The sequence below is a fragment of the Leptospira licerasiae serovar Varillal str. VAR 010 genome, from assembly GCF_000244755.1.
Taxonomy (GTDB): domain Bacteria; phylum Spirochaetota; class Leptospiria; order Leptospirales; family Leptospiraceae; genus Leptospira_B; species Leptospira_B licerasiae.
Map to the genome: position 1 here is coordinate 1,584,557 of NZ_AHOO02000005.1, position 22,944 is coordinate 1,607,500.

The 22,944-nt window shown below is 41.6% G+C and carries 25 protein-coding genes; 11 read left to right on the top strand and 14 right to left on the bottom strand.

The features are described 5' to 3' along the window. Positions 1-23: 23 nt before the first annotated feature. The gene (locus tag LEP1GSC185_RS07925) at positions 24-248 is read right to left on the bottom strand and encodes a DUF1858 domain-containing protein (RefSeq protein WP_008593840.1); all 225 of its coding nucleotides are present in this window, start codon (positions 246-248) and stop codon (positions 24-26) included. A gap of 66 nt (positions 249-314) precedes the next feature. Here LEP1GSC185_RS07925 and LEP1GSC185_RS07930 point away from each other — a divergent pair, with 66 nt between their 5' ends. Then, the gene (locus tag LEP1GSC185_RS07930) at positions 315-719 is read left to right on the top strand and encodes a 6-carboxytetrahydropterin synthase (protein ID WP_008595760.1); all 405 of its coding nucleotides are present in this window, start codon (positions 315-317) and stop codon (positions 717-719) included. A 70-nt stretch (positions 720-789) separates the two neighbouring features. Here the strand turns inward: LEP1GSC185_RS07930 and LEP1GSC185_RS07935 are convergent, their stop codons facing one another. Next, positions 790-1,200, bottom strand: coding sequence for a hypothetical protein (locus tag LEP1GSC185_RS07935; RefSeq protein WP_008594131.1), 411 nt, complete (start codon positions 1,198-1,200; stop codon positions 790-792). A gap of 112 nt (positions 1,201-1,312) precedes the next feature. On the opposite strand from LEP1GSC185_RS07935, the gene LEP1GSC185_RS07940 reads away from it, so the two are divergent. Next, on the top strand, positions 1,313-3,277 hold the full coding sequence (locus LEP1GSC185_RS07940; protein WP_008593632.1) for an acetoacetate--CoA ligase: 1,965 nt from the start codon (positions 1,313-1,315) through the stop codon (positions 3,275-3,277). A gap of 85 nt (positions 3,278-3,362) precedes the next feature. Here LEP1GSC185_RS07940 and LEP1GSC185_RS07945 read toward each other — a convergent pair whose 3' ends face one another. Genes LEP1GSC185_RS07945 through LEP1GSC185_RS07960 form a run of 4 tightly spaced genes read right to left on the bottom strand, consistent with a single transcriptional unit; the run spans position 3,363 to position 5,553 of the window. Continuing rightward, a complete protein-coding gene (locus LEP1GSC185_RS07945) occupies positions 3,363-3,695 on the bottom strand; it encodes a hypothetical protein (RefSeq protein ID WP_008594718.1) in 333 nt (110 codons plus the stop codon). Then, a complete protein-coding gene (locus LEP1GSC185_RS07950) occupies positions 3,692-4,228 on the bottom strand; it encodes an RNA polymerase sigma factor (protein WP_008593990.1) in 537 nt (178 codons plus the stop codon). The genes LEP1GSC185_RS07945 and LEP1GSC185_RS07950 overlap by 4 nt, the downstream gene beginning before the upstream one ends. 5 nt (positions 4,229-4,233) lie before the next feature. Next, entirely contained in the window at positions 4,234-4,791 is a 558-nt protein-coding gene (locus LEP1GSC185_RS07955; RefSeq protein ID WP_008595315.1) for a Spy/CpxP family protein refolding chaperone, read from the bottom strand. 24 nt (positions 4,792-4,815) lie between these two features. Next, the gene (locus LEP1GSC185_RS07960) at positions 4,816-5,553 is read right to left on the bottom strand and encodes an LIC10920 family plasminogen-binding lipoprotein (protein ID WP_008595900.1); all 738 of its coding nucleotides are present in this window, start codon (positions 5,551-5,553) and stop codon (positions 4,816-4,818) included. Positions 5,554-5,744: 191 nt separating this feature from the next. On the opposite strand from LEP1GSC185_RS07960, the gene LEP1GSC185_RS07965 reads away from it, so the two are divergent. Further along, positions 5,745-6,599 carry a substrate-binding periplasmic protein gene (locus LEP1GSC185_RS07965; protein ID WP_008594501.1) on the top strand — a complete coding sequence of 285 codons (855 nt, stop codon included), beginning with the start codon at positions 5,745-5,747 and terminating at the stop codon, positions 6,597-6,599. A gap of 18 nt (positions 6,600-6,617) precedes the next feature. Next, positions 6,618-7,484 (top strand): MBL fold metallo-hydrolase, encoded by an 867-nt coding sequence (locus tag LEP1GSC185_RS07970; protein ID WP_008595565.1) that lies wholly within the window; start codon positions 6,618-6,620, stop codon positions 7,482-7,484. On the opposite strand, the gene LEP1GSC185_RS07975 is transcribed toward LEP1GSC185_RS07970, so the two are convergent. Then, positions 7,481-8,110, bottom strand: coding sequence for a lytic transglycosylase domain-containing protein (locus LEP1GSC185_RS07975; protein ID WP_008593992.1), 630 nt, complete (start codon positions 8,108-8,110; stop codon positions 7,481-7,483). The genes LEP1GSC185_RS07970 and LEP1GSC185_RS07975 overlap by 4 nt on opposite strands. 714 nt (positions 8,111-8,824) lie before the next feature. Between LEP1GSC185_RS07975 and LEP1GSC185_RS07980 the strand changes: the two genes are divergently transcribed. Then, positions 8,825-9,559, top strand: a complete 735-nt coding sequence (locus LEP1GSC185_RS07980; RefSeq protein WP_232298503.1) for a matrixin family metalloprotease — start codon at positions 8,825-8,827, stop codon at positions 9,557-9,559. Positions 9,560-9,618: 59 nt separating this feature from the next. Here the strand turns inward: LEP1GSC185_RS07980 and LEP1GSC185_RS07985 are convergent, their stop codons facing one another. Continuing rightward, positions 9,619-11,112 (bottom strand): leucyl aminopeptidase, encoded by a 1,494-nt coding sequence (locus LEP1GSC185_RS07985; RefSeq protein WP_008594524.1) that lies wholly within the window; start codon positions 11,110-11,112, stop codon positions 9,619-9,621. Continuing rightward, positions 11,109-11,588 (bottom strand): thioredoxin-dependent thiol peroxidase, encoded by a 480-nt coding sequence (bcp, locus tag LEP1GSC185_RS07990; protein ID WP_008593784.1) that lies wholly within the window; start codon positions 11,586-11,588, stop codon positions 11,109-11,111. Before bcp ends, LEP1GSC185_RS07985 begins: the two co-directional genes overlap by 4 nt. A gap of 65 nt (positions 11,589-11,653) precedes the next feature. On the opposite strand from bcp, the gene LEP1GSC185_RS07995 reads away from it, so the two are divergent. Then, positions 11,654-12,085 (top strand): hypothetical protein, encoded by a 432-nt coding sequence (locus LEP1GSC185_RS07995; protein ID WP_008594228.1) that lies wholly within the window; start codon positions 11,654-11,656, stop codon positions 12,083-12,085. Between the two features lie 21 nt (positions 12,086-12,106). Here LEP1GSC185_RS07995 and LEP1GSC185_RS08000 read toward each other — a convergent pair whose 3' ends face one another. Then, positions 12,107-12,931, bottom strand: coding sequence for an SDR family oxidoreductase (locus LEP1GSC185_RS08000; RefSeq protein WP_008594217.1), 825 nt, complete (start codon positions 12,929-12,931; stop codon positions 12,107-12,109). A 179-nt stretch (positions 12,932-13,110) separates the two neighbouring features. On the opposite strand from LEP1GSC185_RS08000, the gene LEP1GSC185_RS08005 reads away from it, so the two are divergent. Together LEP1GSC185_RS08005 and LEP1GSC185_RS08010 are read left to right on the top strand one after the other, a co-directional pair. Beyond that, entirely contained in the window at positions 13,111-13,359 is a 249-nt protein-coding gene (locus LEP1GSC185_RS08005) for a cysteine rich repeat-containing protein (protein WP_008595613.1), read from the top strand. Between the two features lie 109 nt (positions 13,360-13,468). Beyond that, positions 13,469-14,731, top strand: a complete 1,263-nt coding sequence (locus LEP1GSC185_RS08010; protein ID WP_008594523.1) for a glycosyl hydrolase family 18 protein — start codon at positions 13,469-13,471, stop codon at positions 14,729-14,731. On the opposite strand, the gene LEP1GSC185_RS08015 is transcribed toward LEP1GSC185_RS08010, so the two are convergent. Both LEP1GSC185_RS08015 and LEP1GSC185_RS08020 read right to left on the bottom strand, forming a co-directional pair. Then, positions 14,728-15,900, bottom strand: a complete 1,173-nt coding sequence (locus LEP1GSC185_RS08015; RefSeq protein ID WP_008594613.1) for an acyl-CoA dehydrogenase family protein — start codon at positions 15,898-15,900, stop codon at positions 14,728-14,730. The genes LEP1GSC185_RS08010 and LEP1GSC185_RS08015 overlap by 4 nt on opposite strands. Positions 15,901-16,042: 142 nt before the next feature. Next, positions 16,043-16,837 (bottom strand): crotonase/enoyl-CoA hydratase family protein, encoded by a 795-nt coding sequence (locus tag LEP1GSC185_RS08020; RefSeq protein WP_008595797.1) that lies wholly within the window; start codon positions 16,835-16,837, stop codon positions 16,043-16,045. 222 nt (positions 16,838-17,059) lie between these two features. On the opposite strand from LEP1GSC185_RS08020, the gene LEP1GSC185_RS08025 reads away from it, so the two are divergent. The 3 genes from LEP1GSC185_RS08025 (at position 17,060) to LEP1GSC185_RS08035 (ending at position 20,677) form a co-directional block, all read left to right on the top strand. Further along, positions 17,060-18,196: a helix-turn-helix domain-containing protein gene (locus LEP1GSC185_RS08025; protein WP_008593488.1), complete on the top strand. Its 1,137-nt coding sequence runs from the start codon at positions 17,060-17,062 to the stop codon at positions 18,194-18,196. A 114-nt stretch (positions 18,197-18,310) separates the two neighbouring features. Beyond that, positions 18,311-19,378 carry a fatty acid desaturase gene (locus LEP1GSC185_RS08030; protein ID WP_024863941.1) on the top strand — a complete coding sequence of 356 codons (1,068 nt, stop codon included), beginning with the start codon at positions 18,311-18,313 and terminating at the stop codon, positions 19,376-19,378. Positions 19,379-19,399: 21 nt separating this feature from the next. After that, entirely contained in the window at positions 19,400-20,677 is a 1,278-nt protein-coding gene (locus LEP1GSC185_RS08035; protein WP_008594310.1) for a phthiocerol/phthiodiolone dimycocerosyl transferase family protein, read from the top strand. A 35-nt stretch (positions 20,678-20,712) separates the two neighbouring features. Here the strand turns inward: LEP1GSC185_RS08035 and LEP1GSC185_RS08040 are convergent, their stop codons facing one another. Beyond that, the gene (locus LEP1GSC185_RS08040) at positions 20,713-21,120 is read right to left on the bottom strand and encodes a hypothetical protein (RefSeq protein ID WP_008595452.1); all 408 of its coding nucleotides are present in this window, start codon (positions 21,118-21,120) and stop codon (positions 20,713-20,715) included. A gap of 9 nt (positions 21,121-21,129) precedes the next feature. After that, entirely contained in the window at positions 21,130-22,587 is a 1,458-nt protein-coding gene (locus LEP1GSC185_RS08045; protein WP_008594719.1) for an APC family permease, read from the bottom strand. Between the last annotated feature and the right edge of the window lie 357 nt (positions 22,588-22,944).

Sequence of the window (22,944 nt, forward strand, 5' to 3'; positions counted from 1 at the left end):
AGAGGAGCCCGAAGGCGGAGAGATTACTCTCCGTCCTCGAGTAGATTGTTCAAACTATCCAGAAGAACATCCACCTCTACACCGTAACCCATACAAACTTGCTCGATAGTTTCGAGTTCGTTGATAGAACAATGAGAGCATCCGCCCAAATGATAGCTGGAGAATACCAATCCTGCTTCAGGATGAAGACCGATCGCTTCGCCTACCGTCATTTCTTTAAAAAATCTTGGCTTGACCGCTTCCGACATGGGGAAAATCTCCTAAGTACTGGTTTAAGTTCCAGTATATAGACTCCCTAGGCCAAAGTCAATTCCATGTTTTTTCAAGAAACCGGCAAATTCTATATTCGTATCGAGGAAAGGTTCGAATCTTCACATTATCTTTATAAATACTTCCCCGACGGCTCGGATGAGCCGATCCACGGCCATTCCTTTAAGGTAGAAGTCTATCTTTCCGGCCAAAAGAATATTGGAGAAGACGGGATCAGCTTCGACTTTTTGACCTCGAAACGTAAGCTTAAAGAGTTAGTTGCTGAGTTAGACCATATTCTGATCAACGATCATACGGATTTTAAGAAGACAAATCCAACTTCTGAAAACATGGCTCGTTGGTTTTACCATGGCTTAAAGGATAGTGTGGCCGAGGCCAAAGGTAAGGTGGACAGGATCGTGATCCACGAAGGCCCGGAGAACTTGGCTTATTACGAACCAAGTCCATGATCATGTTGGAGTTCCAACATTGCATTTCAGAATCCACGTAGGAGTTCCAACAAATGCGATTTCTACTGAGTCAAATCTTACCGTACGTAAAAAGGAAAACCAGATTCGCTACCGCATAAGAGATCGTGAAATAAAAACCGACACGTAAAGGGCGGGGAAGTTTCATCACTCCGCAAAGAACAAAATGGACCGCTAAAAAACAAAGTGCCAAAGTGTTGGTCCAAAGAACCGCCTTCACCGGTTCCGAGTCCGCTCCATATAAAAGAAGAAGTACAGTAGGCAATAGTCCCAGAAAACTCATGAATCCACCTGTTGCGATCCAAAGCATTAGGATCACTCTGGACTGTCTTTCGTCAGGATGTTGGAAGACAGAGATAGCGCCTCCCACCACTAACTGGTGCAGAAAACCGTGGAATGCATAGACTAAACTTACGCATAAAAATAGGATCGTAGGCAGGTTGAGATGATTTAGGTCTGACAAATGGAAAACTCCGGACTTCTTTTCGACTCACAAATCTTACGGAAAGGCTTCCACTTCACAACTAATTTACTGTTGACCTTCGGTTGAAAAAAACGAAGATAACAGGCCGGACATGAATCAAACCCTTTGGACTCCCAGTCCCGAACTTATCCAAAACTCAAGACTTACAGAATTTCAAAATTTTGCCGAACAAAAGCTCGGTAAAAAATTTCAGAACTATAGAGAGCTACATTCCTGGTCGGTGGAATTCCTCGAAGAATTTTGGGGACTGATATGGGAATTTGCTCCGGTCATATATTCCAAAACTTACGACGAAGTCATCCTGCCTGGCAAAACTTTTAAAGAAGCCAGGTTCTTTCCTGGCGCAAAGCTGAACTTTGCCCAAAACTTACTTCGTAAAAAAGACGATACAGTCGCCATTTTTTACCGGGGAGAGAGTGGAGCGGAGAAGAGCCTGACCTATTCAGAACTATACAAAAAAGTGGGAGCGCTCGCTGCATACTTAAGGTCGGAAGGTGTGGAGCCTGGTGATAGGATTGCAGGATTGATGCCGAATGTTCCGGATACGGTTCTTGCGATGCTCGCGGCTACAAGTATCGGAGCGGTTTGGACATCTTGTTCTCCTGATTTCGGAGTCAAGGGGGTATTAGATCGATTCGGGCAGATCAAGCCTAAAATCCTGATCACTACGGATAGATACGAATTTAAAGGAAAATCACTTCCACTCGCGGGCATCGTGCAAGAGATCTCTTCTCAGCTTCCGGATCTGAAAAAGATCTTAATTTCCGAATATCCTAGTTTAGGAACAAAAGATCGCAAGAATGTCATGGAAGGATTTCCTACTAACTCGATTCCATTAGAAGAATCTTATGAATCTTTTCTGGGACAGGACCCTGAATTTTATCAAACATCTTTCGATCATCCAGTTTATATTATGTATTCTTCCGGGACAACCGGGCTTCCAAAATGTATGGTCCAAGGCTCCGGAGTTTTTCTAAATCATTGGAAAGAACTAGCATTACATACCGATTTAAGAGAAGGAGACGGGATCTTTTATTACACCACTTGCGGGTGGATGATGTGGAACTGGCTTGTGAGTTCTCTTTCTATCGGAGCTACAGTGCATCTATTCGATGGGAATCCGTTCCATCCTGATCCCGGAGTATTATTCAGATATGCGTCCGATCGTAAGGTAAAAATATTCGGAGTAGGAGCTAAGTATATTCTTAGTTTGGAAAAGGAAAAATATAAACCGAATGTAGATCTATCATCCATGCAGGCGGTATTATCCACAGGGTCTCCATTGCCGGGGTATGGATTCGATTACGTCTATGGATCTTGGAAAAAGGACCTAAGACTTTCCTCTATTTCCGGAGGGACCGACTTGAACGGATGTTTTGCATTAGGAAATCCTAATTTACCTGTACATTCCGGAGAATTACAATCGTTAGGACTTGGAATGTCAGTCCAAATTTTTGATGATTCCGGAAAGCCAGTCCAAGGACAAAAAGGAGAGTTGGTTTGTACGAAACCGTTTCCTTCTATGCCTTTAGAATTCTGGAATGATCCGGACGGGAAAAAATACCTAGGAGCTTATTTCGATACCTATCCGAATATATGGAGACATGGGGATTTTGCGGAGATTCTCCCAAACGGAGGAATGGTTGTTTATGGGAGATCGGATGCAACTTTAAATCCAGGAGGAGTTCGTATCGGTACTGCTGACTTATATAGCTTGCTTGAAACTATCTCCGAAATTGCGGATTCGGTCGTAATCGGGCAAGAATGGAAGGATGATGTAAGAGTGATCTTGTTCTTAAAGATGGCTCCCGGCGCAGTTTTAGATCCCGCCTTTGAATCTAAGATCAAAAAGGAAATTAAGGATAAGGTTTCTCCTCGCCATGTTCCGTCTAAGATCATCCAAATTGAGGATATTCCTTATACTAGAAACATGAAGAAGGTGGAGATCGCAGTTAAAAAAACAGTACAAGGAGAAGCTGTTACCAACCAGGATGCACTGATTAATCCGGAGTCGTTAGAATATTATAAAAATATTCCGCAGTTACAAACGGATTGATTCCGGTATTGGGGAACCTCTTTACATTTACGAGCCTTCTTTTTAATTTTTGGCGATCAGAAATAAAACTCGTTTGGGGGTATATTTATCTTTCTGAAAAAGAAGTTTCTATGATTAGGTCCGTATCTTCCCATATGTATTCCGTTTCGATGGGAGAAGCCAAATATTCCGCAGAGTTTTGCGATTTGGAATAATAGTCTTCGGACTTTTGTATGCTGCGTACATAGAAAGTTGCAAGACCGGCTAAACCTAAAAGTAGAGCCGCTGCTAAAGCCGGCCATAGGAACTTTTTATCGGAAGCTTCTTGGGTTTCTGCCTTGGAGATTACCTTTCCTGCAATTCTTTTGGCGAGATCGGGATCTTTGAGTAGGGACCCAATTTTTCGGTCTAGATCGGAATCGTTATAAGGACTTTTCATTTATCTTCTCTTCCTTTTCGATTCGAATTTGCGAATCTGGACAACCATTCTTTTGCTCTGGAGATCCTGGACTTGACGGTTCCTTCGGAGATATCCAGTTTCTTAGCGATCGATTCCATCTTCTCGCCATCCAACCTTAGTATCATAGTTTCTTTATATGGAGATGGCAAGAGATTAATTTGAGACTCCATCCATTTACGCTGATCGGGATCAGGTTCGATAGCAGCCATATCCGGTTCTTTTTTTTCGGAAACTTTTATCTCCGTTTGTAATTTTGAATAAGCTCTTCCTTCTCTATTCCATTTTCGAATCGCTCTTCTGCATTCGTTCCTGGCGGCGACATATAACCAACGATTTGCATCTTGAAGGTTTAGAGAAGGTTTGTTCTTGAATTTGAGATAATATCTTAGATATGTATCTTGGACAAGGTCCTCAACTAAAGACGCCATCCCCGGCAAAATATGCCTACGGATGGACTTTAGGACTGTCTCCTTGCTGGATTCTATGATCCGGATTAATTCTGGTTCCGTCATTTTATCTATTTACAGTCTCTGTCTCCCGGAGGAGGACCGTGGTGATGAGGCGGAAACTCCCGTCTTTCCTTGATCCTATTCAGTCTTTCTTTATGGAGTTGGTTCAGCTTTTGTTTTTGCTCCGGACTTAGGATGGATTCGAATTCTAATCTACCCTTTATATGCAGAAATCTTAATTCAAGTTGAATATCGCTGATCTCTTTTAGTTTGGATTTTACCGCAATAAGATCTACTTTAGGAGATTCTAGTAGCTTGCGTAAGGATTCGTGAAGTGAAGGTAACTTTTCTCCAATACTACGGCTCAGGTTCAATCTTTTGTCGGTTGCCGCTTTTGCTTTTTCTATCTGTTCAGGACTCAAAGAAAGTTCTTTGGAGAATCTTTCAAAGTTTCTATCTTCTTTTTCCCTTGGGCCAGGACCTCCTCCCGGTATAAAAAAGTCGAAAAGTTCCGGGCCGAATGGAGGCGGTGGGGGAGGGGGTTCTGCAAATAAGGAATTGCCTGATCCTAAGATCAGTAGAAAAAGAACGAAAAACTTTAATTTATCGAAATCCAAAACGATCACCTGCTATTTCTAAAGAATTATTTCTTATTGTGTGGAACTAGTGCTGGAAGAACTTCCCGAAGAAATCGTACTACTTGTACAATTCACTTCTCCTTTGATACTTACGGAAGGACCTGAAACATTTTGTGTATTATAACAGGTCTCACCATCCTGGGTATAACACATACTTGTAGATGTTGCGGAGGTACAATTTATATTATCTACAGTATAACATTGAGTAAGAGAGAGTGCGACACTTCCGCTAGAGATTGCAGTGCCCACCAAATCCAAATCGACAGTAAGATAAGAAAGAGCCTGGGAACTGGAAACGCTTGTATCTACAGGCACGCCGCTTCCTCCCCAATAAATTTTTCCGTAATTCGAAACTACTGCTGAAGTTCCAATTCCTCCCGAATAAGAAAAGCCTTGAGTCGAATCGATCGATCCTTGGTTTTGAGTGGCATCGTATAAGAACTTGAGATAGAGATACTCTCCGGACTTGAAATACAATCTGGTAATTACCGTATAAAGATTCGTAGTGCTCGTACTTGTCGTAGTGTTAGTAGTTGTGCTTGTGCTGGAAGAACTATAAGGAGTTGCGGTTCCACAACTTGCGGTTTTATCCATGTCCAACTCTCCATCTATATTGAACGCGACCCCGTCCCCGAAAACGGTTAAACTTACCTTATCCGCATCTCTATTCTCGCAGGTTAAAAAACAAAATAAGAAAAATACCAGATAGGTCGGAGGACTTTGCGGTTTGATTCGGATGAAAGGATTCAAAATAAGATTCCAGGATTTTTTTGTAGTTCGCTATTCGGGCTTCACGAGCCTCGACCTTTAGGGGCCAACGCTCTTATATAAGTAAACCCGAATGGGGAAAAACGTTCCCTCATTCTTACGAAAAAAATATATTTATCCGCTCGACTATAGTATGACAGATTCTTGTTTTTTACCTTGATCCATAAGGGCTCATGAAATATAAAAGAACGGTGCTTCGAAAGTTCGGACTCTTATTCTCGTTTTTGACACTCGCTCCCGTATTCGCGCAAAACATCTCCGGTTCTCGTTTGGATGAGATCCAAAAAAGGGGAGAATTGAGGGTCACAGGAAATCGTAATTTCGATCCATTCTATATCTCCGATCCAAAGGACGGTTTTCCCGGATTCGACGCCGAACTTGGAAAAAAATACGCAGAGTTTTTGGGAGTAAAATATACATTTACAAACCGTCCAGAATTCGAGGATTACGCAGAAGCGATCAAGAGCGGAGAAGCGGACATTGCATTTTCGGGTTTAAGTTCTACATTAGAAAGATCTAAAAAAGGAAGTTTCAGTTCTCCTTATTTGGTCTCTACAACCGGTGCATTAGTAAATAAGAATGCACTTCCTCCTCCTCCCGAAGGAAATATCATCTCTACGGTATATTTTAGAAGTGTAAAAGATCTGGATAGCGTGAGCGGGCTCAGTTTTTCCGTCAGGGCATTTTCCGCCAGTCATGAATATCTTCTGAGTATTTTTCCGAATTCCAGAATATTCACATACGGTTCAATGGAAAGCGCTTGGAATTCAGTGAAAGAAGGTCAGGCAAATTGTTTTGTAGGTGATTCTCTTTATATAAAGGGACTTCTTCTTAAACAAAGAAATATTTTATCCAATTTTAGGGCGCTAATCGAACCCGTTCAGGAAAATCATGTAAGCGCTTTACTTCCCAAGGGGGATATCTACTTCTCCCGTAATTTCGAATTTTTTCTGTCCGAACTCAAACGAACCGGAGAATTAAAAAGTCTTGAGGATAAGTATTTTAACAGAAGCGATTGGGTGAAATAAAGAAACAGTCTAACACATATGGCGACTTTGGCAAAAAGAAAGGCCCAAAATATTCCGGGACAGATCTATGTGGATTCCAGTTGTATAGATTGTGAGACCTGCAGGATCTTGGCTTCGAACATTTTTGGCGAAGACCAATCCGGTTCCTTCGTCAAAAAACAACCGGGAACAGAATCTGAAAAATTACAAGCCTTACGAGCGTTAGTTGCCTGCCCCACAGCTTCCATCGGAACAGAAGATAGAATCGATCTCGCGGAGGCGAAAGCATCTTTTCCAAGGCAGATCCAAGACGAAGTTTATCATTGCGGTTTCCACTCCAAGGATTCGTTCGGAGCCTTCTCTTACTTAATTTTACGGAAAGAGGGTAACGTGCTCGTGGATTCTCCCAGATACATCCCTTCACTTTCTGAAAAAATAAAAAATCTGGGTGGGATCAAATATCATTTCCTAACACATAGGGACGACGTTGCGGATCATGAAAAATTCCATACTGATTTCGGGACACAAAGGATCATACATGAAGGAGATCTATCCTCAGTTCCGAATGCGGAGATAGTGATCCAAGGAAAGGAGCCATTTTCACTTAGCGACGATCTTTTGGTGATACCGGGACCTGGGCATACGAGAGGGCATTCCACTTTATTATATAAACATAAATTTCTTTTTTCGGGGGACCATTTGGCTTTCGACCCTAAGAGAGAAAGGCTGATCGCTTTTAAAGGCGCTTGTTGGTATTCTTGGGAAGAGCAAACCAAGTCCATGCAGCATTTGGAAAATTACGATTTTGAGTGGGTTTTACCAGGCCACGGGCATCCCGCTCACACGGATCGGAAACATATGAGCGAGATGCTTAGGTCCTGCGTTCTATGGATGCAAAAACGTTAGAATGATTCCCTGCTTCCTAAATATTCTTCCTGTCCTGAAAACACGCTCTCTGCGTAGGCAGGAACTCCTCCCCATTTTTTAACCGCTCCCGGGCCTGCATTATAAGCAAGAAGCGCCTGACGGATATTCCCTTCATGGGTTTCCAATAAATGGTTCAGATAGGAGACTCCTAGGTGAATATTTGTCTCCGGCTCGAAAAGATCCTGCTTTTTGATTTGTTTTCCTTCCCAAGACGCGATCCAGGAACCGGTTCCCGGCATGATCTGCATGAGTCCGAGTGCATTCTTTTTGGATCTTGCTTTCCGGTAGAATTCAGATTCCGTTTTGATGATCCCAAGAAGTAGCCCTGCTTTCTCCCCTTTTTGGCAATAAACCCCGCAAGCGCTATTATTGATCCTTTCTGATTCTTTTTCTACGGTTAAGGAGAGAAGTTCCAGCTCGGATTCGGTTAGGCTTGGTCTCTCGGAGCGAATGTATTCTTTGATTTGGCTTACTTCTGGTAGGGAGTTCCTACCAGAAGTGCTCTTTCCGATCAAGGAACCCGCGATTGGGGCTACCAGGGACTGGTAGAGCAGGGGTAATGAGGCGATGAATATGTATCTTTTTCGGATTTTAGGCTGGAGCATTCTCCTTGCCTCCTCTTATGGTGCAATGCACCATCTATGACCAGTCTTTTTGCGGCGCACTACGGGCCAAGCAAAAAAGGTCCCGGTTTTTGGGGTATAGGAAAAAAAATCGAATTTTGGGGATGAAACTGGCCCTTAAGAAATTGGAAACAGACCAATGGAGAAGCATCGGAAACAATTTTCATTTTGGAAATTTATTTCCAAAATTTTAGCACTCATTCCTTCGCTTTAGTTTTTTCTCTCTTCCTTATCCCTACTTGAATTACTTGCGAGGTCTTCTCAAATAGAGGAGCTTAGAAAGAAATTTCCAGATAGAAAATAAATCTTTCGGTATAAAGAAATTTAAAATATAGATCGGAACGTTTAGAAAAAATTTTGAAATAAATTTACTAACCTGAAGTGAGTATATTTATTTGCGTCCGCTTCTCAAAAAGATTCTCATGCTGAAATAAATATAACATTCGATTTATTTAATATAATTTTCTGAAAATAAAATTTTTGGTGCAAATTTCTGTAACTGCTTCGTCATAATGTTTAGAACCGGGGATTTGTTGAGCAAACAAACCCAAATAAAAAAGAAAAAACTCCCTCGCGATGATCGATCCCGCGATAGAGAAAATTTAAAGATACATTACAAAAAGCTAATTCTTTGTTCGTCGGATCCGTTTTCAAAAAACAAAAACTCTGAAATCGGATATTTTCTGGGGAAAAATAATGAGGGTATCTTTAGCTCTATCCGTACTATGCCTTGTCATATTTTCACAATGTGCCCAAATGGGAAATCCATCCAGCGATCTCACTTGGGAGGAAAAACAACTTCTCTGGATCGCGTACGGAGAAGAGATGAAAGGCGGACTTCAACTTACAAAATCGGCCGCTCAAAAATGGGGTCTTGGCATAGATGTGTATCCTGCCAAAACCAGAGTGGATAGAATGAGAAACACGATCGCATTTACTGAATCAGGTAAATGCCATGTAGAAGGTATTTCTCAAAAGAATGTAAAAAACTGCCAGCTATTCTCTTCCAATCCGTTTTATCTTGCGGCTTGTTCTATTAGCGCAACTACTAATATCGAAAACAGTGTCATTTTTATTTTTAAAGATAGGATCAAGGCAACTGCGGACGCGATGAGGCTGGAAGGTAGTACTATCGACATAAAAGAATATATCATTGCAACTGTTGCTCATGAAGTTGGGCATTGTCTTGGATTACAACATTCTCAAGACCCAAAAGATCTAATGTTTCCTATGTTGACCGGAAGTGTATTCGAACCAAGCAGAACCGAAATGCATGCAGCACAAGCATTGTATGATACATCTTTACCGCCCGGTTCCATAGACGATTCCAATCTGTATACAAAACAATCGGACTTTACTTACTTAAAACAATATACCGTGCCTTCGTTTGCGGTATTCGGAAATATAAATATGGAAGAGGAAGACCGGTAACCCCAGAACGGTAGAAACCGATCGGTCTTTCTATGGTGCGGATCGAAGATTGCCGGGGATTAAACTCCCCGGTTTTTTTCTAACTTTTCAGCCAAGTCAACAAGTAGTCTCACGCCGTATCCACTCGGTCCATTTCCGATTTGGGTTCCGGATGCTTTCTTTCGCCAAGCGGTTCCTGCAATATCAATATGGGCCCAGTCGATTTCCGGATCCACAAAACGTTCCAGGTATTTAGCTGCGGAAAGGCTTCCGCCGGGGCGTCCTGCAATATTACGTAAATCTGCTATATCGCTCTTTAGATCTTCGCCGTATTCTTCCCATAAAGGCAGGTTCCAGGTCCTTTCGTCGGAAGAAGCGGAAGCTTCATCCAAAAGCCCTCGCAGTTTATCGGAGTTACTCATCACTCCTGCAGCCTCATGGCCCAAGGAGATGATGATTGCTCCCGTTAAAGTAGCAAGATCCACCATATAATCCGGTTTGTATTTTTTTCCAATATAAGAAAGAACATCTCCTAATACGAGGCGACCTTCTGCGTCTGTGTTTTGGACTTCTACGGTGAGTCCATTATGGGCGGTATAAACATCTCCGGGTTTTAGAGCGGCTGCATCCGGCATATTCTCCGCTACCCCGATAGCTGCAATTACCGGAACAGAAATACCTAATTCTGCAATCGCACCGATTGCATGGATCACTGCAGCAGCTCCGCACATATCGTATTTCATTTCGTGCATGTCTTGTGCAGGTTTGATGCTGATGCCGCCAGAATCGAATGTAAGGCCTTTACCGATTAAAGCTAATTTCTTTTTGGATTTTGTTTTAGGAGGATTATATTCCAAAACAATCATCTTAGGTTTTTTGTCCGAACCTTGAGAGACGGCTAATATTCCGCCCATCTTTTCTTTTTTAAGTTGGGGTTCGTCCATTACTGTGATCTTTAGTCCTGCTTCTTTTGCGATCTCTTTGGAACGAGAAACGAATTCTTCAGGAGTGAAATGATTTGCAGGAAGGTGCGCGATAAATCTGGCGCCGTTCACATATTTACTGACTGCTCTTGATTTATCCAAACCGACTTTAGCTGACTTTTCCGCATTAGGATCTTCTAATACAAAACTTACATTCCCGAACTTACCTTTTTTTTCTTTATAATCTTTTGCTAAAGCGTTGATTGGAAATGCGCCAAGATCTATCGAGTTTGCGATCTGATATACTAGGGAAGAGGGGGAAAGAGTTTTGGTCAAAAATCTGGTGAGCTTGATCTCTAAGCCCACTGAGTCCCATTTACGCAGTTTTTCTCCGATCCCTAGGAATACCTGAGCTACGGAACGGATACTTACTTTGTTGGAATTCCCTAGCCCCAAGTAGATGATCCTTTCCGATTCGTCTATGAAACTTTGTCCGGATTCCGCGGAGAATATCCCGGAGCGGATCTGGTCTGAAAATTTGGACTCTAATTCTTTAGGTAGATTGTCTTTTACAACGGGGATTACTTTATAAATATTTTTGGAAGTGTTCTTCCCGATGCTAAAATTGATTTTCGATCTTTCTATCTTCATTTTTTACCCAACGCCTTGATATCGCCTAGTATCTCATCTACGTGGCCTTTCACGCTTACCTTAGGATATACTTTTAAAATTTTAAGATCCGTTCCGATCAGGAATGTGGTCCTGAGAATTCCCATAAATTCTCTTCCCATAAACTTTTTCAACTGCCAGACCCCGTACGCCTCGCAGATACTTCCGTCCTCGTCGGAGAGAAGAGTAAAATTGAGTTCTTGTTTTTCGATGAATTTTTGGTGGGACTTAACCGAATCCTTGGAGACTCCTACTACATTATAGCCTTCTTTTTTGAGTCTCGCGAAATTATCCCTAAAATCGCAAGCCTCGGTAGTACAACCCGGGGTTTGATCCTTGGGATAAAAATATAATACTAAACCTTTTTTTCCGGCCAGATCCTTGAGAGAGACCTTTTCCCCGTCTTGGTTCAGGGTGGTAAAACTAGGGGCCTTGGACCCCGCTTTTAAAGTGCTCATACAAAGACAAATGATGGGGAACTCGGCTACTATACAAGATTTTTTGTTTCGTTTCCGTTTTCAGAATGAAAGAAGAAGGTAAAAAGCCTTGCGAAATCCAAAAACCTGACGATAGTAAAAGTATGGACCCTAAAGAAAGAATGGAACTGATCCGTCAGGGAAACCAGGCCTTTAACGACGGAGATATTCGAAAAGCCAGGGAATGTTTTCTGAAAACGGAATACAAAGACGGGCTCATTCGTTTGGGTGACCATTTTATGTTCGATAAAAAGCTTCCGATACTTGCTTACGGATATTATAAGAAAGCGGGTTATCAGAGAAGGATTGACGAAATTTTCCAAAGAATGTTATGGGCCCTTTCTCAGTGGATCGGACCCGATAAGTTTAAAAATCCGGAACCGGAAAGAAAAGCTCCGGATCCCGAAGATTTTGTGGTCCATCCGATCCTAAGACAAACCGCCTTGGACATACTCAAGAAAAACGGAATGTCTATTTAAGGCTGATCCATTTTGTAAGGATCAGTTTCTCCCTTTAAAGTTTTCCATAGTTCTATAAACCCCGAAAATTTTATCCGCAATCCAGTCAAAAACGGGTAAAGGAAGTATTCCTCTTAATGCGTTGGAAAGATATATTGTCCAAGGTAAAAGTAGTCTAGGTTTTCCTTCTTTCATCGCTTTCCAAACTTTCGAGGTCACATATTCGGGAGAAAGTATGGGAGTGAACAACATTCCTTTAACTCCCTCGAACATTCCCGTAGAAATATAGGCAGGGTTTACCGTAGTAACTTTGATATGTCCATAACCTGATTGGAGCAATTCCAATCGTAAGGAGTCGCTCCATCCTGTTTCTGCCCACTTGGAGGCGCAATAAACACTCATTTTAGGATTCGAGAGTAAACCGGCTGCAGAAGAAATGTTTACGATCCTAAAATCTCCGGATCTATCGGATAACATTTTAGGGAGCAGAAATCTCGTTATATACATCGGACCTAAAGCGTTAACCGACATAGTAGCTTCTATATCGGATTCAGGGTCATGTTCCCAGAAATACTTTCCTCTTACGATACCCGCGTTATTTATGATTATATCTACACCTCCCAGTTGGGACTCGATCTTGGAGGCGGCCTTTCGGATCTTTTCACGATCGGACACATCCACAACTTCCGTATAAATTTTAGTAGTGTCCGATTTTAGATCTTTTTCGGTAACACTTAGAGCTTTCGAGTCTAGATCCCAAAGAACTAACGAAGCGGCCTTTTCTTGTACGGAAAGTGCGGCGTATATTTTTCCCATTCCCATTGCGGCGCCGGTGATTAATATTCTCTTTCCCTTTACGGTTTTCATATTATCTCCTCGGAAATCGTAAGTCTGTATTGGATAGTCTCTTTCAAACTCGTTTCGTCTTCACATTTTAAGAATGACGTATCTGAGAAATATCAACGATTATTAATATTTTCGAAAAGATTCGAATCATTGACAAAACCGTATTTAAGGTTCTCTTCTATACAGTGGTAGGTAGATTTATGTACTGGTCGATTCTTCCGTTCTTTCTGATGTTAGTGGGTGTTTCGGTTTACGCACAGGGAGGGGGTTCCGGTAAGCCTAGAATGGGAGGTCCTGGAAGTCCTTGCTTTGAAGATAAGCAAAAATTCTGTAACGATATCCCGAAAGGTCAGGGAAGGATCAGAGATTGTTTGATGGAAAATTCCGATAAACTATCTCCGGAATGTAAGGAACATCTGGATAAGAGATGGGGACAAAAAAAGTCCTGAATTAAAGGTACAAAGGAGACAAAAGAGGATTAAAACCGTTCTTTTTGAAAAGAATTTTTCTATCTCATTTCGGAGGATTCGGGATCTTGTCATTGTAGAATCCTCCGAAATGCTCTCGAACAAAATCATATATCCATTACTTCTTTTGTTGATTTCTCTGATTCTGCCTGCTTGTTTTTTTTCCGGAAACGACAGGAAGAATGACGCAAGTCCGCAAACACCACCGCCTGTCGAAAGGCTGTATGCTTCCACCTGGTCCCAAGATTTTTATGCAATGATGAAGTATGTTCATCTCTACGATGAGATACATCCGTTTCTATATAATCTCGAAGGCGGACGCAGTAACACTGGTCGCATACTTTCCGTCTGGAAGAAGGACGAGATTGACGAAAGGATCCGTTGGTTAAGGCTAATGTCTCCGAGAACATTGATCATTCCTACCATCTTTCGTTGGGAAAACGATTTCGAAAAAGTCTCGGATGCGATCGGACTGAATGGGAATACTAAGGTTAGAGATCTTCACATCCAAAACATACTTAAGGAAATAGATACCTACGGATATGATGGAATAGACATAGACTACGAAGGAATGACCTGCGAGAAGAAGGAAGTATTTCAGGAATTTTTAATACTTCTTCGCGACGAACTTCACAAAAAGGGAAAGATCCTATCTGTTGCCATTCATCCTAAGACAGTCGCTGAAAAATCTTCCGTATATCCCTGCAAAGGTTTGAAGTCTCCGATCCAAGTCGATTTTTACGAGGCTTACCGAGGACAATTGACCCATGACTACGAGTTTTTGGGAAAGGTCGCAGACAAGGTCAAAATTATGGCCTATGAGCTCCATCCTCGCAAACAAGGTTTTCCCGGTCCAGGGCCTCAGGCTCCGGATTGGTGGATAGATAAAATTTTGGAATACGCAGTTGCTCGTATTCCTAACGAAAAACTATACATGGCAATCCCGACTTACGGATACGATTGGGCATTACATTGCCAAGCCGAGACAAAATCCGTCTACTATTCCAGGGCGAAATGGATCAGGGACAAAATGGCCCCGAGAAAAGAAGAGCCGACAGACGTATTAGAAATTTTTAAAACACAGCCTAAGGCAGCGGATTGGACCTATCTCAGGCCCTACTTATATAGACACCAAGGTCATGTATATTCCGATCCTTCACTCTGGTATAGGATGGGAGGTTGTGACCGCGTCGCATTCTATATGAACAGAAGCGCTTTCGAGAAAAAAATGAAAATATTGGATAAGTATAAGATCCGCGGATTTTCTTTTTGGCAATTAATCGAGGATAACGATCCCGAGATCCATAAATATTTGGAAGAAAAATTGGGACCCGAACTTTCGGAAGTACATTAAGATTCTTTCATGATGCTTCCGGATATGATCAATTTTTGGATCTCGCTTGTTCCTCCGCCAATCTCTCCTAAGCGTGTGTCTCTGTATAAACGGGAAACTTTGTATTCATCCATATAGCCTGCGCCGCCGTGGATTTGGACCGCCAGATTCGTAACTTCTCTCGCTGCGGTGGTTGCGAATAATTTACATGCAGCGCATTTCCCCGAAAGACTCATGCTCGGTTTTCCTTCCGATTCTATTTTTTCCATTTCCCAAGCGGTGTTATAAGTGAGCCATTTTGCCGCCTCATATTTGGAATAAATTTCCGCGAGCATGAAGGCAACACCTTGGTGTTGGTAAATGGATTTGCCGAAACTTTTGCGGGATGCGGAAAAAGATTTAGATTCGTCTAAACAAGCCTTCATAACTCCCAAGGAATATGCTGCCAACGACAGTCTTTCCGCATTGAAGGTCTGCATGGTTTGCCTAAAACCTTTTCCTAGTTTACCTAGAATATTTTCTTCCGGAACTTCTACATCTTCAAAGAATAATGCGCCTGTCGGAGATGCTTTTAGACCCATTTTATCCATCGCGGCGGATCTGGAGACACCCTCGGAATGAAGATCGACGATAAAATGAGTGAGTCCTTTTTCTTTTCCGGATTCGTCTTGAGTTCTGGCGAGGACCAAGCAATAATCCGCGTTAGGCGCATTGGTTATATAGGTTTTCTGACCGGAAAGAAGATAACGATCTTTTCCGGATTTCTTAGCAAGAGAGGAAAGTCCGGAAACATCAGAACCTCCGTCAGGCTCGGTTACTCCCAAGGAGCCGATGGTCTTTCCGGAAATAATGTCCGGAAGATATTTTTTCTTTTGTTCGGGGGTCCCGAAATGTTTAATAGGAAGTCCGAATAAACCCGCGGAAGCTCCAGCACTGAAAAAAGTAGAACCGCAGTATTCGGAAACAATTTCCATAGCCAAGGTGCTTAAAAAAACACCCGCACCTTGTCCCCCGAATTCTTCTTCATGTAAAAGACCTAAATAGCCTGCTTCTCCCAGTTTGATATAATGAGATCTGGGAAGTTCCTTTGTTTTGTCGGCTTCTTCTGCAAAAGGATGGATCTCCTTTTTACAAAAATTACGAAACGATTCTGTGAACTCTTGTTCATCGGAACTTAGGCTAAAATCCATTTTTGATCCCTCGGATCTTGCTAAACTCGAAGAAACATGCACGAAGGCAAGTAGAATTCGTTATGTCCGAATATCGTTCGTTAAAAGTGCAAACTAAAAATATATCTTATGCCAAACTACTATATTCGGAAAATTTAAAATACTATTTTCCTTTGAAAACAGCGGTTCTTTTTTCCAATAAAGAACGGATACCTTCTTGACCGTCCTCCGATTTTAAACAATCGGTTACCAAAGATACAAGATCGTCTATTGCCTCTAAGTCTCCCACTTCAATTGCCTTTCGTGCGTTTGTTAGAACTGCGTCTATAGCTTTCGGGGCTTGCGCGGATATTTTTTCTGCAAGTTCGATTGCTCTAGATAATAATTCCTTTTTAGATAAAACTTCCTGTACGAGTCCGATCCGATAAGCCTCAGAAGCATCGAAAGTATCTCCCGTTAGGATATATTTCATTGCATTTCCCCAACCGGAAGTTCTTACGAATCGAATCGTTGCTCCACCGAAAGGTAAAATCCCTCTTTGCACTTCCATTTGGGCGAACATTGTCTTTTCTGCGGCGAGTGCAATGTCTGAAGCCAACATTAATTCGATCCCTAAAGTGAGGCAAAAACCGTGAACAGCGGTGATCAAAGGTTTTTTTCGAACTCTACCTGTTCCTCCCGTATCCCAAGGATTGATATTTCCCTTTTGGAAAAAACTTCTACCTCGATCGATGATCGATTTTGCAACATCTTCCAATTCCAGACCGAAAGTGAAATGAAGACCGTTCGCATATAAAACCGCACATCTGGAACTTGGATCGTCTTCATAAACGGTAAGAGCATCGCTTAATTCCATGATCATTTCTGTATTCATAGCGTTTCTGGCATCAGGACGGTTAAGCGCGATACAAAACACAGGGCCTTTCTTTTCGGTTTGGATATAAGTATACGATTTCATAAAATCCTCCAGATCGGGTAGACCATATAGTCTACTTTTCGGATTCTATGTCTTTTGTTTTTCTAAATTTGATGTCAAACTTTATGCTTTTTTAAGAATAGCTTGTCTCAGAGTCTGAGCGACCTGTTTAGCGAACTTGCGTTCGGAATCGTATTAGAATTTCACTTGTTGGAGGTCCTACAGAAGGTTGACAACCGGCAAGGATAGTGGATAAAGCCTTGGATGCCTAATATTCAGATTCAATTTCCGGATCAAGTTTCTCAATTTCCGGTCTTCTGGATCTTAGTTTCTTTTGCTATTTTTGGGACGTATCTAGGAGGCTTGCTGTGTGTAGGACAGAATATTCTAGAAAAAAAGACCGCTCTCAATCGTTTACTTTCTTTATTGTTCGTATGCTTGGGTTTACTCCAAGGAACTTGTTTAGTTTATGTATTCGGGCTTTCTTCTTCTTTTCCTAGGATCGTTCTACTTCATATTCCTGTTTTAGGTACTATAGGCCCGATCCTATACGGCATTCATAAGATCATCCAGAATTCTGAATTTGAAAAATCAGCGTTAGGTTTAAGTCCCAAACATTCCATTCTGCCAGGTATTATTTGGATTTTGTATTTTATAAGTTTTGTGCCTGATTCGCATACGATTTTCGAAGGTATCAGAACATTCTCGGAGACACGAAGCGTATTCGATCTATTTTTTATGATCCCGCTACTAATACTCGCTGCTTATATCGCAGGATTATTGAGAGGGAGTCGAATATTATTTAAACCGAATGTTTTGAAAGAAGAATGGACTGCAAGAGTGCTTCTCTATATCATTCTTGCCACAATCGCAAATCATTCGGTAGGTGCATTTTTTCTGATAGATAAGGAGCCTCTTTTTCTGTTGATCAGTGCTTCTATGATGGCCTTAAGTCTTTGTGTTTCTTATCTAATCGGTAGAAGATACCCTGCTTATTTCCAAAATCTGCAAGAGGTCGCAAGGGTCACTTTCCAAAAATATTCCCGTTCCTTATTGCAGGGAATGGATATCGCCACTCTCAGGGAAAATTTGTTACAATCTATGGAAGTTGAAAAACTATACAAAGACGAAGACTTAAGTTTGGCAAGTCTTGCGGACGAGTTAGGGCTTTCTTCTCACCAGCTTTCGGAATTGATCAACCAAGAGATGGGCAAAAATTTTTCCGCATTTGTGAATGAGTATAGGATCCGGGAGGCCTGCGAACTACTTTCCAAAAACAAGGATTCTTCCATCCTGGACATCGCTTACGAGGTGGGATTTAGGAGCAAAACTTCCTTTCATAGGGCGTTTCAGAAAGAAGTTGGAGTTCCTCCATCCGAATTTAGGGAGAAAAATTCTTAAATAACGGTCCCATCCTATCAATTGAAACCGATCCTGCGGTTTCGGTTTATAGAATGGAACGACGGATCTGAGATCATGGGTATAATTCCACTTATCAGTTACAGCGGAGTGGATATGAGTTCCTTGACCCTTGAGCGAAAAAACATTTCGGATCGATTTACCGAAAAAGAAAAAACTAAACGTATCATTAAATGGATCCGTCGTTCGGATTCTAAACTCAGAAAACGTTTCTCTTTCTTGAAATACCAAAATACGATCGGATTCGGGATCACCATAGGTTCTGCCTCGGGAATGATCCTATTGGGAAGTTTATATGTTATGGATGTCATTCCATTCTGGGCTTGTATTATCGGGAACGGGATCTTGGCTTCCTTTCTTCATGAGATGGAGCATGACCTGATCCATAGTATTTATTTTAAAGAAAATCCGAAGATGCAGAATTTTCTGTTTTGGATCGTTTGGCTATTCCGTGCGAATACAGTCAATCCTTGGTTCAGAAAAGAGATCCATCTTCTTCATCATAAACTTTCTGGGAACATAGAAGATATAGAAGAAAGGTTTATCAGTAATGGAATGCCTTGGGGGATCAAACGAATACTTGTGATGATCGATCCTATCATGGCTGTCGTTTTGCAGGGACCTAAGATCAGAAAGGACGCGATCCGTTATCTTGCAAAAATAAAAGCCAAACCGATCAAGGGACCTTATCGTTTAGTATATCTTCTCCTTTGGTACTCTTTTTTGATCTGGGGAATGATCTCTTTGATCAATTGGGCATTAGGAAGTCCAATACAAGAGGCCGGAACGACAGCTTATATTCATAATTTCTTAAATACTGCAGCAGTAGTATATTTGATACCTTGTTGGCTCAGGCAATCCGCAATACAGATCGTTTCTTCTAATATGCATTATTACGGAGATGTGAAGAGTTTATATCAGCAGACCCAGGTATTGGACTCATGGTGGATATTACCTCTACATTTGTTCTGTTTTAACTTCGGAGCAACTCATGGGATCCATCATTTTGTGGTAACACAGCCGTTCTATCTACGACAAGCGGTAGCTCCTAAAGTAAAACCGTTCTTAAAAAAATATGGAATTCGTTTTAACGACTTTGAAAGTATGACAAGGGCGAATCGTTACCAAAAAGAAGAATTGGATGGTATTGCGATTCCGGCCTAGTACATTGAAGTCGGAAATAGCATGCAAAATTTAAAAGAATCTGAAAGACCACAAGGCCAATTTATTCGATCCTTAGACCAAGCGGAGGCAAATTTCTGGTTATATGACCGTGCCTCCTCTATGAACTTTTGCGTAATGGCGGAAGGAGAAGGTTCTTTCTCCGAAGAAAGTTTGAGAAAAGCTCTGGACCTTATCCAAAACAAACATGCGTTAGCTAAGGTTCAGATCTTGAAGCAAGCAGGACAAGATTCTCATTTATACTTTGCAACCTCGGATAAAAAAATCCCGATCCAAAAAGATTATTATTCTCCTGACTGGAAATCCAAATTGGCCAAAGAAACTATCCGACTTTTCGAATTAGGAGATTCTCCTTTAATCAGAACTATCTTATACACTTCCGGAAATTCTAAATTTGCGATCGGAGTCATCTTTCATCATAGTATCGGAGACGGAAGATCAGGTTGCAGATTTCTTTTAGATGTACTTAGAGCAAGTACGGGGGAAACCGATGGAATCGAAGAAGGTTCCGAATATTCCTCTCTAATGGAATTATATCCGGCGGAAGAATTGTACAAAGGTGAGCCTAAACCGGAAAAACCGCTTACTATCGCTCAATTCTCTCGTAAAAAAGAGGAGCAAGATCCAGAGATCATCAGTTTCTATTTGGAAGAAGAAGATGTTGATTCCCTCCTAAAAACTTCTAAACAAAAAAGGATTTCCTTTCACGGGATCTTGGGTGCAGCTCAGGTAACGGCACTTGCGGATTTTTTCGACAAAGGGCAAGAGGGAGTATTATATCTTTCTACACCGGCGGATCTAAGACCCCATTTAAGTCATCCTGTGCCTGATTCTGCATTAGGGCTCTATATTTCTCTATTCACTACTCCAGTAAATATCAGAGATCCTTTTGATATAAAGGCAAAAGCCATCATGAACGATGTGAGAGCCCGAATAGGAAGAAGAGAAGGGAGAGCATTTTACGAATTACTTCCTCCTTCGGAACAATTTTTGGAAAAAGAAGACGGGCTAAAACTTTTTCAATTGTTGATGAACCGAAATCCTCAATCTAGCTTGCTGAGTAACGTCGGAGTTATTCCTGTTTTGGCATCGGATGAAATAAAGGTAAAAGAGCTTTCCTTTACGGTCCATCCGGCTTTGACCCAAACGGTATTTACAACTGTGACAACTTACGAAAATAGAATGGCGATCAATATAAACTACGACAAGAATCGTTGGAAGGAAGCGGACATCTCTCAGTTTGCATATTCTTTCCGTAAGAATATACTTTCTAATTCATAAAAATTACTAAACTCTAAAGATTGGAATGGACAGGATCAAAAAGGAAGAATTCTTTTTCTGTTCTTGAAAACCTTTCTTCCGAGGATCCATCCACAGAATAAGAGACCGCAGCCTAAATAGGAGATCAGGTTCGGGATTAAAAGAATTTTCACTTCTGCAAGTACTGGTACCTGCATCATTAAACCTGCGAGCATTAAGATGGTATGAATTTCCGCTACTCTTGCTTTTTTCTCATCCAAATATTTCCCTAAACCTCCTCCTGTGATAAATGCAAGAACTCCGAAGATAGCCCCGGTTCTTCCGATATTCGCAGAAAAGTATTCAAAATTTTGAATATCAGGAAATTGGAATAGAATAATAAAAGGACGAAAAAATAGAAAACTTAAGGAAAAGATTCCTAAATATCTATGAAGCCTAAGTTTGTTTTTGGGAGAAAGTTCCAAGGCGGAAACTTAAGCGGGATCACCGCTGCCTACCGGGACAGGTTCGTTCTCAGGAAGTAAACTTAAGCCGCCGGCTTCCAACTCCGGTTCGGAAATGGCGTCGAATGGGACCGGTTGAGATTTTTTAGAAAGTTTGAAATAATAATATAATGGAACGGAAAATAGGGTGAACCCAAATCCCCAAAGAGCTTCTGCACTTTTATTATATAGTAAAGTTGCAATGATTAGAATATTAGAAAGAATGTAAAGATAGGTTGAATAAGGATAACCTGGGATCTTAAATTCGTTCTTTAAATGTCTCTTCTCGAAAATAATCGGTGTATAAGCAGTGATCGTTGCTAACAATAGGGTCGAGCATGTTATCAGATATAAAAGGGATTCGATCTCTTTTACAAAACAGAAAAGACAAGCATACAAAAATTGAAAGATCAAAGATTTGTAAGGGCTATGATATTTAGGATGTAATTTTGCCATGCTCGGAAAAAAGAACCCATCTCTCGCCATTGCAAAATAGATCCTGGAGCCACCGATGATATAGGCGGAAATTCCACCTAAAAAGACCCAACAAATAAACGCTGTGATCAGGATATTTACTCCGTTTCCGAATAAGAATCCGGAAGCGGTTACGCCGATCTTTTCGTCCCCTGCCAAAAATTGAACAGGGGCAGAACTTAAGTATAAAAAATTAATGAGAACATAAAGAAGAGTAACCAAAGTGCAGGAGACGAATACCGATTTGTAAATATTTTTTTCAGGATCTTTTACTTCCTCTGCGACGTAGGTGATCATATTCCAGCCCAAATAGGAGAAAGTGACCGGTATGGCGCCTGCAAGTAAAAGATTCCATCCATGAAGGTCGGAGGGGATCAGGGAAAAAGATTCAAAATTTTGAATATTATAATTTCCTATAGTAAAACCCAGTGTCACAAAGGCTACCAGGCCTAAAATTTTGAAAGTGGTGAAAAAATTCTGTATACGGGAGGCGAGCCCGATCCCGAAAAAGTTCACAATAGTGAAAAATAAGATCGTAGAGATCCCCAGAATCTGAGCCACCCCCAACGAGAATGTGATTCCCAGGAACTTGGATTCTAAGAAATAAATGTCCCAACTAGGACTGAACAAAGTCAAAAACGATTTGGAGAATGCTATCGCAGAAAGAGAGATAGAGGCCGAAAAATTTACCGACAAAGATAACCACCCACTTGAGAACGCGACGATAGGGGAGTAGGCCTCCTTTAGATAAACGTAATCTCCCCCCGCATATGGAAAGATGCTTGCCGATTTCGCATAACTCATAGCCCCCGCGATAGCCAAGAATCCGCCCAAGATCCAACAAAGAAGCGTCCAATTCGGATTAGCGGTTTGGGTCAGTATATAGCCAGTAGTAATGAACACACCCGGTCCCACCATAGAGCTGAACATGAGAGAAATGGAATCGTAAAGATTAAGAGAGCGGCGAAGTTTCATTTAGAGTTTTGGTCAAAATAGCCTTTTTACTTTCGCTCACAAGACATTTTCAGAACCACTTTAAATCACTCCATTGTAGGAGTTCCCACGCTTGTTTGTTGGAACTCCTACGGATGATTTGGGCGGCTCCGAGCAAAGCTCGGATCGGGCTACTACGGGTTCGCGCATTCGCGCTCATCCGGCAAGGCCGGACTAACGCCCTTCGTATCCCTGCCGCAGCGACCCATAGGGAGCGAGGCAACGACCGCGAAGCGAGTCGGTGGCCAGAGGCCAAGCGAGTGAATTGGTTTAATCAAAACTAAGAATTTGAATCGAAAATATAGCTAAGACCAATACACTGAATTTGACCGCAGCGAC